This window comes from Micromonospora kangleipakensis, from assembly GCF_004217615.1.
GTDB classification, from domain to species: Bacteria; Actinomycetota; Actinomycetes; order Mycobacteriales; family Micromonosporaceae; genus Micromonospora; species Micromonospora kangleipakensis.
In genome coordinates this window covers 3186193-3200223 of the sequence record NZ_SHLD01000001.1, presented here as the reverse complement: position 1 = coordinate 3200223, position 14031 = coordinate 3186193, and the positions used below count along the sequence as shown (strand labels likewise).

The following is a 14031-nucleotide window of genomic DNA, read 5'->3' as shown; positions in this document are numbered from 1 at the left end:
GACGTCGGCCGGGATCGGGACGCGCGGGACGGATCACGCGCCCGGCGGGCGCCGCGGACTCCCCGGTTGGCGCGACGGCCCATGATCCAGGCACCATGGGGAGCGCTATGACGCTCACTGCCGCGCTGCCTCGACGCGCCGACCCCGACACCCTCTTCGACGCGTTCGCCGGCTGGGCGAAGGAGCGCGGCCTCGACCTCTACCCCCATCAGGAGGAGGCGGTCATCGAGATCGTCTCCGGCGCGAACGTGATCATGAACACGCCGACCGGCTCGGGCAAGAGCCTGGTCGCGATCGCCGCCCACTTCGCCGCCCTGGCCGACGACCGGACCACCTTCTACACCGCGCCGATCAAGGCGCTGGTCTCGGAGAAGTTCTTCGCCCTCTGCGAGGTCTTCGGCGCCGAGAACGTCGGCATGCTCACCGGCGACGCCAGCGTCAACGCCGACGCCCCGATCATCTGCTGCACCGCGGAGATCCTGGCCAACCTCGCGCTGCGCGAGGGCGCCCGGGCCGACGTCGGCCAGGTGATCATGGACGAGTTCCACTTCTACGCCGAACCGGACCGGGGCTGGGCCTGGCAGGTGCCGATCATCGAGCTGCCGCAGGCGCAGTTCGTCCTGATGTCCGCCACGCTCGGCGACACCACCCGGTTCGTCGACGACCTCACCCGGCGCACCGGCCGGCCGACCGCCGTCGTCCGCTCGGCCGAGCGGCCGGTCCCGCTCCTCTTCTCGTACGCGATGACCCCGCTGCACGAGACCCTGGAGGAGCTGCTGGCGACCAAGCAGGCCCCGGTCTACGTCGTGCACTTCACCCAGGCCGCCGCGCTGGAACGCGCCCAGGCGCTGATGAGCGTCAACGTCTGCACCCGCGCCGAGAAGGACATGATCGCCCAGGCGATCGGGAACTTCCGGTTCACCTCCGGCTTCGGCAAGACGCTGTCCCGGCTGGTCCGGCACGGCATCGGCGTGCACCACGCCGGCATGCTGCCCAAGTACCGCCGCCTGGTGGAGACCCTCGCCCAGGCCGGGCTGCTCAAGGTCATCTGCGGCACCGACACCCTGGGCGTCGGCATCAACGTGCCGATCCGCACCGTGCTCTTCACCGGCCTGTCCAAGTACGACGGGGTCCGCACCCGGCTGCTCAAGGCCCGCGAGTTCCACCAGATCGCCGGCCGGGCCGGGCGGGCCGGCTTCGACACCCTCGGCCGGGTCGTGGTGCAGGCGCCCGAGCACGTCATCGAGAACGAGAAGGCCCTCGCCAAGGCCGGCGACGACCCGAAGAAGCGCCGCAAGGTGGTCAAGAAGAAGCCGCCGGAGGGCTCGATCGGCTGGGGCGAGCCGACCTTCCAGCGCCTGGTCGAGGCCGAGCCGGAGCCGCTGACCTCCAGCTTCCAGGTCAGCCACTCGATGCTGCTCAACGTGATCGGCCGTCCCGGCGACGCGTTCGCCTCGATGCGGCACCTGCTCACCGACAACCACGAGGACCGGGCCGCCCAGCGTCGGCACATCCGGCGGGCCATCGCCATCTACCGGGCGCTGCTGGCCGGCGGGGTGGTCGAGCAGCTCGCCGAGCCGGACGAGACCGGCCGGCGGGTCCGGCTCACCGTCGACCTCCAGCTCGACTTCGCGCTCAACCAGCCGCTCTCCCCGCTCGCCCTGGCGACGATCGAGCTGCTGGACAGGGAGTCGCCGTCGTACGCCCTCGACGTGCTCTCGGTGATCGAGTCGATCCTCGACGACCCGCGCCAGGTGCTCTCCGCCCAGCAGTTCAAGGCCCGCGGCGAGGCGGTCGCCGCGATGAAGGCCGAGGGCATCGAGTACGAGGCCCGGCTGGAACTGCTCGACGAGGTGACCTGGCCCAAGCCGCTCGCGGAGCTGCTGGACGGCGCGTACGAGATGTACCGGCAGGGGCACCCCTGGGTCGCCGACCACCAGCTCTCCCCCAAGTCCGTCGTCCGGGACATGTACGAGCGGGCGATGACCTTCACCGAGTACGTGCAGTTCTACGGGCTGTCCCGCTCGGAGGGCCTGGTGCTGCGGTACCTCGCCGACGCGTACAAGACACTGCGGCAGACCGTGCCCGAGGACGCCAAGACCGAGGAGCTGGTCGACCTCATCGAGTGGCTGGGCGAGCTGGTCCGCCAGGTCGACTCCAGCCTGATCGACGAGTGGGAGCGGCTGCGCAACCCGTCCGACGTGGCGGAGGTGGCCCTGGCCCACGCGGCCCTGGACGACCGGCCGCCGGCCGTGACCCGCAACGCGCGGGCGTTCCGGGTGCTGGTGCGCAACGCGCTGTTCCGCCGGGTCGAGCTGGCCGCCCTGCGCCGCTGGGACCTGCTCGGCGAGCTCGACGCCGGGGACGGCTGGGACGCCGACGCCTGGGCGGACGCGCTGGAGCCGTACTTCGAGTCGTACGACTCGATCGGGGTGGGTCCGGACGCGCGCGGGCCGGCGCTGCTCATGATCGAGCAGGGCCGGGAACGCTGGACCGTCCGGCAGATCATCGACGACCCGGCGGGCGACCACGACTGGGGCATCAGCGCCGAGGTCGACCTGGCCGCCTCCGACGAGGTGGGCGCCGCGGTCGTCCGGATCACCGCCGTCGAGCAGCTGTAGAAGTTTCTCTCCGAGGGGCCGTCCGGTGCGTCCGGACGGCCCCTTTTCTTCCCTAGGCGATGTCAGACCCGTCGATTAGAATGTATGTACTAATCGAGTTCCTGACCTGGGAGGATGCTCGTGACCGCGCCCATCTCCACTCCCCTGACGCCGTACGCCACCCTCCTCGGCTTCACCCGGTACGTGGACCGCACCGGGCCCACCAAGGCCACCTTCGTCGGCGGCCTGCGCAAGCAGCGCGCGAGCCGGCACGGGTTCAACCCGCACGGCCAGTTCGTCAAGGCGCTCAAGGCCGACATCGCGTTCCACACCGGCGGCACCCACCTGGCCCAGGTGCCCGACCTGGTCAAGCCCCGCTGGCGCCCGCTCTACCAGGCGCTCGTCCCCGGCGCGACGGCCTGGCTCCAGTCGCTCGGCGAGCCGGCCGAGGTGGACCTCGCCCAGACCCGCGACGCCCTGGCGATGCTCGGCGACCTGCCCGTCAAGATCAACCCTCACTTCGGCGTTCGGTACGCCGACGGCCGCGCCGAGGCGGTCCGCCTGCACTTCGACGAGGCGCCGCCCAGCGAGGAGGCGACCCTCGCCACCCTGCACCTGATGTCCCGGCACATGGACGCGCTCCTCCCGCACGCCGAGCCGGTCCTCGTCGACGTCCGCCGCGGCGAGGCCCACCGGATGCCCGAGACGGCCAAGCCCCAGCAGGTCGAGCAGTGGCTGGCCGGCGAGGCCGCCGCGTTCCGTGCCATCTGGTCCACCGCCGCCTGACCCCACCACCACGGCGGCCCACCGCCCGCCCGGACGGATGCACGGAGAGAGGACCCCTCTCTCCGTGCATCCACGAGCGCGGACCGGCGGCGGGCGCCCGCCGCCGACTCAGCCGACCCGGTCCGGGGCGAAGCGGGCGAGCGGGTTGGCCAGCGTCCCGACGATCAGGCGGCCAGGTGCTTCTCCAGGTCGTCGAGGATCTTGTTGGCGGCGCCGACGCCGATGCCGGTCATCCAGACCTCGTCGGAGACCACGTGCGCCTTGCCCGCCTTCACCGCGGACAGACCCTGCCAGAGGGTGCCGCCGGTGACCTTGGCCTGCTCGGCGGCGGCCTTCTCGCCGTACGCGGTCACGAAGATGACGTCACCGTCGACCTCGTTGATCCGCTCCGGGCTGACCAGGTCGAAGCGCTTGTCCTCCTTGCCCTCGAGCCGCTGCCGCGCCGGGCGGCCCAGCCCGGTGTCGCCGACGACGATGCCGGAGAACGAGTCCGGGCCGTACACCCGGATGTTGCCCGGGATGAACCGCACGATGGAGATCTCCCGCGACGCGGCGTCGCCGAGCTTCGCGCCGAACTCCTTCGCCCGCTTCTCGTACGTGCTCAGCAGGTCCTTGGCCTGCTGCTCCCGGCCCAGGGCCTTGCCGTCGAGGAGCAGGTTCTCCTTCCAGGTGATGCCGACCTTCTCGGTGAAGACGGTCGGGGCGATGGCGCTCAGCTCGTCGTAGAACTTCTCCTGGCGGAACCTGCTGCCCAGGATGAGGTCCGGCTTGAGCGCGGTGATCGCCTCCAGGTCGGGCTCGGTGAGCACCCCGACCTCCTTGATGCCGGCCAGCTTCTCCTCGCCGAAGTAGGTGGGCCAGCTCTTCGCCTCACCGGCGGTGGCGGCGCCGACCGGCGTGACGCCGAGCGAGAGCGCCGTGTCGATCTTGTCGGTGTCGAGCACCACGACCCGCTTCGGGTCCGCCGGCACCTTGGTGGTGCCCATGGCGTGGGTGATCTCCCGGGTCTCCCCGGTGGCGGAGCCCGGGGCCGGGTCGCTCTCACCGCAGGCGGTGAGGCCGACTCCGAGAGCCAGGGCCGCGGTGAGGGCGGCGGCGAGACGACGCATCAGATTCCTTTCGAAGGGTACGAGTCGACGGGCGGCAGGTCCGCGTCGGCGACGGAGGGGCGCGCCACCGGAGCGGTCGGGCGCGCCAGGGACGGGCTGGTAAGGCCGGGCACCACGAGCGGCGCGCCGGTCACCGGGCAGGGCACGACCACGCAGTCGAGCCCGAAGACGTCACGGACCAGGTCCGCGGTGAGGATCTCGCGCGGCGGGCCGGCGGCGACCACCCTGCCGTCGCGCATGGCGATCAGGTGGTCGGCGTAGCGGGCGGCCTGGTTGAGGTCGTGCAGCACGGCGACCACGGTCCGGCCGCGTTCGGCGCGCAGCCGGTGCAGCAGGTCCAGCACCTCCACCTGGTGGGCCAGGTCGAGGAAGGTGGTCGGCTCGTCCAGCAGCAGCGCCTCGGTGTCCTGGGCGAGGGTCATCGCGATCCAGACCCGCTGGCGCTGCCCGCCGGAGAGGGTGTCCACCGGGCGGTCGGCGAGCCCGGCGACGTCGGCCTGGGCCATCGCCCGGTCGACGGCGACGGAGTCCTGCTCCGACCACTGCCGCCACCACCGCTGGTACGGCTGCCGGCCCCGGCCGACCAGGTCCGCCACGGTGACCCCCTCCGGCACCAGCGGGCTCTGCGGCAGCACGCCGAGGCGGCGGGCGACCTCGCGGGTGGGCAGCTCGCGGATGGCCGTGCCGTCCAGCAGCACGGTGCCGCGGCGCGGGGTGAGCAGCCGGGCCATGGTCCGCAGCAGGGTGGACTTGCCGCAGGCGTTCGGCCCGACGATGACCGTGAACGCGTCGGTGGGCAGCTCCACGTCGAGCCCGTCCAGCACGGTCCGCTCGTCGTAGCCGACGGTCAGGTCGCGGGTCGCGAGCATCGCGCCTCGGGTCTCAGGGGTGCGGTTCACGCGGACCTCCGCCGACGTCGGACCAGCAGGAACATCAGGTACGGACCGCCGATGGCAGCGGTGAGCACGCCCGCCGGCAGCTGGGTGGGGGCGAAGATCCGCCGGCCGGCCAGGTCGGCCAGCACCAGCAGCAGCGCGCCGACCAGGGCGGCGCAGACCAGCGGCGGCCGCTCGGCGCGGACCAGCCGGCGGGCCACCTGCGGGGCGACCAGCGCGACGAAGTCGACCGCGCCGACCTGGGCGGTGACGGTGGCGGCCAGCACGACGCCGGTGGCCGCCAGGCCGAGCCGCCGGGCCCCCGGGCGCAGCCCGATCCCCCGCGCGGTGTCGTCGTCCAGCGCGGTGCCGTTGAGCGCCCAGCCGGCCCAGGCCAGCACCGGCAGCAGGACGACCAGGGTGAGCGCGATCCAGAGCGTCTCGGACCAGCCCCGGCCGGCCAGGGTGCCGATCAGCCAGATCTGCGCGCGCAGCCCGTCGATCGGGTCGGCGGAGAGCATGACCACCTCGGTCAGCGCCCGCAGGGCGAACGCGACGGCCACCCCGGCCAGCACGAACCGCTGGGCGGCCAGACCGTGCCGGGCACCGAGGACGAGCAGCAGCAGCGCGGCGGCCAGCCCGCCGACCAGCGCCGCCGGGGCGACCAGCACCGCGGCGGCGCCGGTGGTGATCGCGACGGTGGCGGCCAGGCCGGCGCCCTGGGTGATGCCGATGACGTCCGGGCTGGCCAGCGGGTTGCGGGCCACGCTCTGGATGAGCGTGCCGGCGATCCCGAAGGCCGCCCCGGCGGTCGCGGCCAGCACGATCCGGGGCAGCCGCAGGTCGCGCACTACCAGGTCGTACGGGGTGCCGGCGCCGGACAGCGAGCGGAGCACGTCGGCCGGGGCGACGTACGGGGTGCCGAGGGAGAGGCTGAGCACGACGGCGGCGGCGAGCAGCACGGTGGTCACGGTGGCGACGAGCAGCGCGCGGCGGCGGACCTGCACGCTGACCGGTCCGAACCGCAGCAGCGACCGACCGGGCAGCCCGGCGTACGTCGGGCGGGACGACTCGACGGCGGTCACGCGGTCACCACCTTCGCCCGGCGAACCAGGTACGCCAGCAGCGGGGCGCCGATCAGCGCGGTGACGATCCCGGCCGGCACCTCACCGGGCGGGGCGACCAGCCGGCCGACGACGTCGGCGCCGAGCAGCAGGGCCGGCCCGAGCAGGGCGGAGACCGCGAGGGTCCACCGGTGGTCGGCGCCGACCAGCGCCCGGGCCAGGTGCGGCACGGCGAGCCCGACGAAGGCGATCGGTCCGGCGGCGGCCACGGCGGCGCCGGTGAGCAGCACGGCGGCGGCGCCGCCGCCGAGGCGTACCAGGCCGATCCGGTGGCCGAGGCCGCGGGCGACGTCGTCGCCGAGGGCGAGCGCGTCGAGGCCCCGGGCGACCAGCGCGGCCAGCGCCAGCCCGGCGAGGACGAACGGCAGCACCTGCCCGGCGACGCCGACGTCCCGGCCGGTCAGCCCGCCGACCACCCAGAAGCGGTACTCCTCGAAGGTGCGCGCGTCGATGCTGAGCATGGCGTACACCCCGGCGGCGAGGCTGGCGTCGAGGGCCGCGCCGACCAGCGCGAGGGTGACCGGGCTGGCGCCCTCGCGGGTGCCGCTGGCCACCGCGAGGACGAGCAGGCCGGCGGCGAGCGCGCCGGCGACGCCGAACCAGACGTACCCGGCGAGGCTGCCGACGCCGAAGACCGCGATGGCGAGCACCACGCCGAACGAGGCGCCGGCGCTGATGCCGAGGATCCGCGGTTCGGCGAGGGGATTGCGGGTGAGCGCCTGGAAGAGCACCCCGGCGACGGCGAGCGCGAGCCCGACGGTCAGCCCCAGGACCGTCCGCGGCAGGCGCAGCTCCCGGACGATGGTGGTGGCCTCGCCGCCGTCGGGGGCGGTGAGCGCCTGCCACACCTGGTCGACGGCGAGCGGGCGGCTGCCGAGGGCGAGGCTGGCCAGCAGGGCCAGGACCAGCAGCAGGGCCGCCGCTGCGGCGACCGTCGCCCGGCGGCCGGACCGCCGGCGGCTCGGGACGCCGGCCCGCTCGGGTCGGGTGGCGACGGTGGTCACGGCAGGGTTCCGCCCCTCTCGGCTTAGGATCGCCTTACCTTAGCCGAGCGTATTAGGTGTGCCTAACTCGGATTCGTCGATGCGGCGTCGCCACCCTGGCCGGACCGGGGCCGGGTCGGGCGGTCGGCGCCGCCCGGACGGGGCCGCTACCGGCAACAAGGGGACAGTCAGCGGTTTTTCGCACCTAGGCTGGCGGCATGCGATTCGACCAGCACACCGTCGTCCTCCTGGTCCGTCCGCCGGACCCGCCCGAACTGCCGCTGGACGCGGTCGACCGCCTGCAGAACGCGCACCTGGCGCACCAGGCCGGGCTGGTGGAGCAGGGCGCGCTCCTCGCCGCCGGCCCGTTCCTCGGCGCCGACGACGACCGGCTGCGCGGCTTCGCCGTGCTCTCGGTAGATCCGGAGATGGCCCGCGAGCTCTACGCCAACGACCCGGCCGTCCGGGCCGGACGGCTGGTCGTCCAGGTGATGAGCTGGATGGTGCCGGAGGGCAACGTGCGCTTCGAGCAGGTGCCGGTCCCCCGGTCGATGCTGGAGGCGGCGTCGGGCGACTGACCCGGGTCAGTCCTCCGCGGCCTGGCGGCTGCCGGGCACCACGGGCATCGACCACACCCCGGTCCGCGACACGGTCGCGACCTGCTGGTCGGCCCGGACGTACGTCTCGGGCAGCAGGTCGGCCACCGGCACCGCGCGCAGCCCGTCCGCCGGCCCGACGATCACCTTGATCGACGAAAAGTAGTCGAGCAGCACCTGCCGGCAGCGGCCGCACGGCGGGATGACGCCCCGGCCCCGGTCCCCCACCGCGACGATGGTCTCCAGCTCGGTCACGCCCTGGGTGGCGGCGGCGCCGATCGCCACCACCTCGGCACACGGTCCACCGGTGAAGTGGTAGACGTTCACACCGGTGAAGACCCGCCCGTCGGCGCTGCGCGCGGCGGCGGCGACGGTGTGGTTCTCGCTACGGCAGCGCAGCTTGGCGACGGCGGTGGCCGCCTGCACCAGCGCCCGGTCCGTGTCCCGCATGATCATCCCGTCCCGTCCAGCATGTCGGTCGGCGGCCACTCTAGTCCGCAGATCCGCCCGGAGCTGGGAGGGCGCGCGCGGGTGTGCTCGCCGCCGCCGCCACCCGCCGCCGCCGGCGCCGCCCGCCCCGGCCGGCTGGCGGTAACCCGGCGGCGCTTCGCCGCGGGGCTGCCTATTCTTGGCGACGACATGCAGAATCCAGCCGTACCCGCCGCACCCGACTCCGTTCGCGAGCTGCACCGCCGCCTCCCCGACCTGATGTTCCGCGACCAGCGCCAGCTGCAGCGGCGGCTGGACGGGGTCCGCAGGCTGCGCGACCCGGAGCGCCGGGAGGCCGCGCTCGCCGAGATCAGCGCCGACGTCACGCGCGCCGAGGCGCGGCTGGCGAGCCGGCGGGCCGCCGTGCCCGTGATCACCTACCCGGCACAGCTGCCGGTCAGCGAGCGCAGGGACGACATCGCCGCGGCGATCCGGGACCACCAGGTGGTGATCGTGGCCGGCGAGACCGGCTCCGGCAAGACCACCCAGCTACCCAAGATCTGCCTGGAGCTGGGGCGCGGGATCAACGGCCTGATCGGGCACACCCAGCCGCGCCGGCTCGCCGCGCGTACGGTCGCCGACCGGATCGCCGAGGAGCTCGGCACCGAGCTGGGCGACGTGGTCGGCTACAAGGTCCGCTTCACCGACCAGGTGGGCGAGAACAGCCTGGTCAAGCTGATGACCGACGGCATCCTCCTGGCCGAGCTGCAGACCGACCGGATGCTGCGCCAGTACGACACGCTGATCATCGACGAGGCGCACGAGCGCAGCCTCAACATCGACTTCATCCTGGGCTACCTCCGGCAGCTCCTCCCCCGCCGTCCCGACCTGAAGGTGATCATCACCTCGGCGACCATCGAGACCGACCGCTTCGCCCGGCACTTCGCGGACGCGGCGGGCGAGCCGGCACCGATCGTCGAGGTGTCGGGCCGTACCTACCCCGTCGAGCTGCGGTACCGGCCGCTGGTCGAGGTGACCGAGGCCGAGGAGGAGGACGCCGACGAGGAGAACGTCCGCGACCAGATCCAGGCGATCGGCGACGCGGTCGAGGAGCTGGCCGCCGAGGGGCCCGGCGACATCCTGGTCTTCCTCAGCGGCGAGCGGGAGATCCGGGACACCGCCGACGCGCTCGGCAAGCTGGTGCAGAAGAAGCGGTCGCTGCTCGGCACCGAGATCCTGCCGCTCTACGCCCGGCTCTCCACCGCCGAGCAGCACCGGGTCTTCGCCCCGCACGCCGGACGCCGGGTGGTGCTCGCCACCAACGTCGCGGAGACCTCACTGACCGTCCCCGGCATCAAGTACGTCGTCGACCCGGGCACGGCGCGGATCTCCCGCTACAGCAGCCGGCTCAAGGTGCAGCGGCTGCCCATCGAGCCGGTCTCGCAGGCCTCGGCCAACCAGCGCAAGGGGCGCTGCGGTCGTACCTCGGACGGCATCTGCATCCGGCTCTACGACGAACAGGACTTCCTCTCCCGCCCCGAGTTCACCGACCCGGAGATCCTGCGCACCAACCTGGCCTCGGTCATCCTCCAGATGACCTCGATCGGGCTGGGCGACATCGGCGCGTTCCCGTTCATCGACCCGCCGGACCGGCGCAACGTGACCGACGGCGTGAACCTGCTGCACGAGCTGGGCGCGCTGGACCCGACCGAGACCGACCCGGGGAAGCGGCTCACCCCGCAGGGCCGGCGGCTGGCGCAGCTCCCGGTCGACCCGCGACTGGCCCGGATGGTCCTGGAGGGCGAGCGCAACGGCTGCGCCACCGAGGTGGTGGTGATCGCCGCCGCCCTCTCCATCCAGGACCCGCGGGAGCGGCCGGCGGAGAAGCAGGCCCAGGCCGACCAGGCGCACGCCCGGTTCGCCGACGCCGAGTCGGACTTCGTCGCCTTCCTCAACCTCTGGCGCTATCTGCGGGAGCAGCAGCGGACGCTGTCGTCCAGCGCGTTCCGCCGGATGTGCAAGGCGGAATACCTGAACTACCTGCGGGTCCGCGAGTGGCAGGACATCGTCAGCCAGTTGCGCCAGGTGCTGCGTACCCCGGAAGGAGGGCGACCGGCGCGCGACGGCGAGGGCGGGCGGCGCGGAATCGGCGCGGACCTGCCGGAGGAGATCGACACCCCGAAGGTGCACCAGTCGCTGCTGCCCGGCCTGCTCTCCCACGTCGGGCTCAAGGACGCCCAGAAGCACGAGTACCTGGGCGCCCGGGGGGCGAAGTTCGCGCTCTTCCCCGGGTCGGCGCTGTTCAAGAAGCCGCCGCGCTGGGTGATGGCCGCCGAGCTGGTGGAGACCTCCCGGCTCTGGGGCCGGGTGAACGGCCGGATCGAGCCCGAGTGGGTCGAGCCGCTGGCCCAGCACCTGGTCAGGCGCAGCTACAGCGAGCCGCACTGGGAGAAGAAGCAGGCCGCGGTGATGGCCTACGAGAAGGTCACCCTCTACGGCATCCCGCTGGTCACCTCCCGCAAGGTCAACTTCGGCCGGATCGACCCGGCGCTGTCCCGGGAGCTGTTCATCCGACACGCCCTCGTCGAGGGCGACTGGCAGACCCACCACCAGTTCTGGCGGGACAACCAGCGGCTGCTGGCCGAGATCGAGGAGCTGGAGAGCCGGGCCCGGCGGCGGGACATCCTGGTCGACGACGAGACGATCTTCGGCTTCTACGACCAGCGGATCCCCGCCGACGTGGTCTCCGGGCGGCACTTCGACTCGTGGTGGAAGAAGACCCGCCGGGACCAGCCGGACCTGCTCACCTTCACCCGGGAGCTGCTGGTCAACGCCGGCCGGGGCGGGGTGGACGAGGCCGACTACCCGGACGAGTGGCGGGCCGACGGGGTCGCGCTCCCGCTGACCTACCGCTTCGAGCCGGGCACCCCCACCGACGGGGTGACCGTCGACATCCCGCTGCCGATGCTCAACCAGGTGCCGGCGGAGAGCTTCGACTGGCAGGTGCCGGGGCTGCGCGAGGAGCTGGTCGTCGCGCTGATCCGGTCGCTGCCCAAGGCGGTCCGCCGCAACTTCGTCCCGGTGCCGGACTACGCCCGCGCCGCGCTCGCCGAGCTGCCGGCCGGCGAGGAGCCGCTGCTCGACGCGCTGACCCGGCAGCTGCGCCGGATGACCGGGGTGACCGTCCCCCGGGACGCCTGGGACGTGGCGAAGCTGCCGCCGCACCTGCGGGTGACGTTCCGGGTGCTCGGCGAGGACGACAAGCCCGTCGCCGAGGGCAAGGACCTGCCGACCCTGCAACGCGAGCTCCGCCAGGAGGTACGCCAGGTCGTCGCCGCCGCCGCGCCGGACGTGGCCCGCACCGGGCTGAAGGAGTGGAGCATCGGCACCCTGCCGCGCACCATCGAGCAGGTGCGGGCGGGCTACGCGGTGACCGCGTACCCGGCCCTGGTCGACGAGGGCGCCACGGTCGGGGTGAAGGTCTTCGACTCCGAGGCCGAGCAGGCCGCCGCGCACTGGGCGGGCACCCGGCGTCTGCTGCGGCTGACCGTGCCCTCCCCGGCGAAGTTCCTCCAGGGGCGGCTGTCCAACGAGGCGAAGCTGGCGCTGAGCCGCAACCCGCACGGCGGCGTGCAGGAGCTGATCGAGGACGCGGCCGGCGCGGCGATCGACAAGCTGATCGCCGACGCGGGCGGCCCGGCCTGGGACGCGGAGGGCTTCGCCGCGCTGCGCGACAAGGTCCGCGCCGACCTGGTGGACACCGTGGTCGAGGTGATGGACCGGGTCCGCAAGGTGCTCGCCGCCGCGTACGCGGTGGAGCAGCGGCTCGGCGCGACCCGGAACCTGGCCGTGGTGGCCGCCCTGGCGGACATCCGCAACCAGCTCTCCGGCCTGGTGCACAAGGGTTTCATCACCGAGACCGGGTACGCCCGCCTCGCCGACCTGCTGCGCTACCTCACCGCGATCGAGCGCCGGCTGGACCGGCTGCCCGGCAACCCGCAGCGGGACAAGCAACAGCAGGACCGGATCGCGGTCGTCCAGAAGGAGTACGCGGACATGCTCGCCGCGCTGCCACCGGCCCGGCGGAGCTCGGCGGCGGCACGCCAGATCCGCTGGATGATCGAGGAGCTTCGGGTGAACGTCTTCGCTCAGGGCCTCGGCACCCCGTACCCGGTGTCGGAGCAGCGGATCTACCGGGCCATGGACGACGCCGAGGGGCGCTGACCGGGGGCCACGCCGGCCGGATCAGCTGAGCCCTCCCAGCGGAGCGCCACGTACAGCAGCAGAGCGGAGAGGGCGGTCAGGACGGGCGCCACGGCGAAACCGGTGGTCAGTCCGACATGGTCGGCGAGAAGGCCCAGCAGGAACGGGGCGCCGAGGACCAGCACCCCGCCGAGCAGCTGGACGAGGGCGTTGGCAGCGTCGGTGTCGTCCGGGGCCGCGGCCAGGGTCAGGGCGAGGGCCAACGGGAACTGGTTGGCGATGCCCAGACCTGTGACGAAGAGACCGAGCAGGGCGGGGACGACGCCCCCGGGAAGCCACAGGGCAGCCAGACCGGCGAGGGTGACCGCCAGGGACAACCCCGTCAGAAAGGCAGCGCGCCCGGGACGGCGGGTGAGACGAGCACCGGCGAGCCGACCGAGCAGGATGCCCGCGTAGAACACCGTCATGGCTGTCGCCGCGGTGGAGGTGGAGAACCCTCTGGCGCCGCTCAACAGCTCCGCGCCGAAGTACACGACACAGAACTCGACCCCGATGCCGACCGCCACCAGCAGCGCCAGCAACCGACAGACCACGGAGAGCCCGGCGCGGTGTCCGCCCCGCCGCGCGGCGGGTGGGCGCGGCACTGACGGGAACGGCTGGTGCCGGTGGACGACGGCCAGGGCGACCAGGATGACGGCGGGGAGAGCCATGGCAACCCGCCAGGTGCTGGTGAGCGCATGGCTCATTCCGAGGGCCAGCGGAGCGATGACGGCGCAGAGGCCGGCCCCGATGTTCATCTCGACCAGTGCCTGGTCTCGTCGCGGGCCATGATGGTCGGCGACCAGCGACTGGGTGGTGGTCTGCACGGTGGTGCCGGCAAAGCCCATGACAAGTGCGCCCAGCATGGTGAGCTGGATGCTCTGGGTGATGGTGAACAGGGCGGCGCCTGCGGTGGTCACCAGCGCCGACCGCCACAGCACCGCACGGCGGCCCATCCTCGCCGCCAACGGGGCGAAAGCGGCTCCCGACAGCACGGAACCGGCTGCCCAGAGCGCCGAGTAGACGCTGAGCACGGTGTAGGAGAAGTGGAGTTCCTGGCGAAGCAGCGCAAGGGCCGGACCGAAGGCGTACAGCCAGAAGGTGTAGGCACCGAGGGCGCTGTAGGTGAGCAGCGTCAGCCCGTCCCGCACGAAGACGTCGCCGCCGGCCCGCAGGGTGGACCTTCGCGCGTTCTGTCCCATACCTGCGGAAGGTCCTTCCGGTCGGGTAGTGGTTCCACCGACCTCCGGTGGCCGTGCGACTCTAGCCGGCCGCCGCTCGGCGAAG

10 protein-coding genes are annotated in these 14031 nt (G+C 73.1%); 4 read left to right on the top strand and 6 right to left on the bottom strand.

Annotated elements, in window-relative coordinates; genetic code table 11:
• Nucleotides 1-107 precede the first annotated feature (107 nt).
• Together EV384_RS15280 and EV384_RS15275 are read left to right on the top strand one after the other, a co-directional pair.
• Nucleotides 108-2621: a DEAD/DEAH box helicase gene (locus tag EV384_RS15280; RefSeq protein WP_130333998.1), complete on the top strand. Its 2514-nt coding sequence runs from the start codon at nucleotides 108-110 to the stop codon at nucleotides 2619-2621.
• A 120-nt stretch (nucleotides 2622-2741) separates the two neighbouring features.
• Nucleotides 2742-3386: a hypothetical protein gene (locus EV384_RS15275; RefSeq protein WP_130333996.1), complete on the top strand. Its 645-nt coding sequence runs from the start codon at nucleotides 2742-2744 to the stop codon at nucleotides 3384-3386.
• A gap of 164 nt (nucleotides 3387-3550) precedes the next feature.
• On the opposite strand, the gene EV384_RS15270 is transcribed toward EV384_RS15275, so the two are convergent.
• The 4 genes from EV384_RS15270 to EV384_RS15255 are packed head-to-tail and all read right to left on the bottom strand — an operon-like array spanning nucleotide 3551 to nucleotide 7498.
• Nucleotides 3551-4495 carry an ABC transporter substrate-binding protein gene (locus EV384_RS15270; RefSeq protein ID WP_130333994.1) on the bottom strand — a complete coding sequence of 315 codons (945 nt, stop codon included), beginning with the start codon at nucleotides 4493-4495 and terminating at the stop codon, nucleotides 3551-3553.
• The gene (locus tag EV384_RS15265) at nucleotides 4495-5364 is read right to left on the bottom strand and encodes an ABC transporter ATP-binding protein (RefSeq protein WP_130340593.1); all 870 of its coding nucleotides are present in this window, start codon (nucleotides 5362-5364) and stop codon (nucleotides 4495-4497) included. The genes EV384_RS15270 and EV384_RS15265 overlap by 1 nt, the downstream gene beginning before the upstream one ends.
• Before the next feature lie 26 nt (nucleotides 5365-5390).
• Nucleotides 5391-6455, bottom strand: a complete 1065-nt coding sequence (locus tag EV384_RS15260; protein ID WP_242624076.1) for a FecCD family ABC transporter permease — start codon at nucleotides 6453-6455, stop codon at nucleotides 5391-5393.
• Nucleotides 6452-7498: a FecCD family ABC transporter permease gene (locus EV384_RS15255; protein ID WP_130333992.1), complete on the bottom strand. Its 1047-nt coding sequence runs from the start codon at nucleotides 7496-7498 to the stop codon at nucleotides 6452-6454. Before EV384_RS15255 ends, EV384_RS15260 begins: the two co-directional genes overlap by 4 nt.
• A 197-nt stretch (nucleotides 7499-7695) precedes the next feature.
• On the opposite strand from EV384_RS15255, the gene EV384_RS15250 reads away from it, so the two are divergent.
• A complete protein-coding gene (locus EV384_RS15250; RefSeq protein ID WP_130333990.1) occupies nucleotides 7696-8055 on the top strand; it encodes a YciI family protein in 360 nt (119 codons plus the stop codon).
• Between the two features lie 6 nt (nucleotides 8056-8061).
• On the opposite strand, the gene EV384_RS15245 is transcribed toward EV384_RS15250, so the two are convergent.
• Entirely contained in the window at nucleotides 8062-8523 is a 462-nt protein-coding gene (locus EV384_RS15245; protein WP_242624075.1) for a cytidine deaminase family protein, read from the bottom strand.
• 189 nt (nucleotides 8524-8712) lie between these two features.
• On the opposite strand from EV384_RS15245, the gene hrpA reads away from it, so the two are divergent.
• Entirely contained in the window at nucleotides 8713-12726 is a 4014-nt protein-coding gene (gene hrpA / locus EV384_RS15240) for an ATP-dependent RNA helicase HrpA (RefSeq protein ID WP_130333986.1), read from the top strand.
• Here the strand turns inward: hrpA and EV384_RS15235 are convergent.
• Nucleotides 12693-13946 carry an MFS transporter gene (locus EV384_RS15235; RefSeq protein WP_130333984.1) on the bottom strand — a complete coding sequence of 418 codons (1254 nt, stop codon included), beginning with the start codon at nucleotides 13944-13946 and terminating at the stop codon, nucleotides 12693-12695. The genes hrpA and EV384_RS15235 overlap by 34 nt on opposite strands.
• Nucleotides 13947-14031 lie beyond the last annotated feature (85 nt).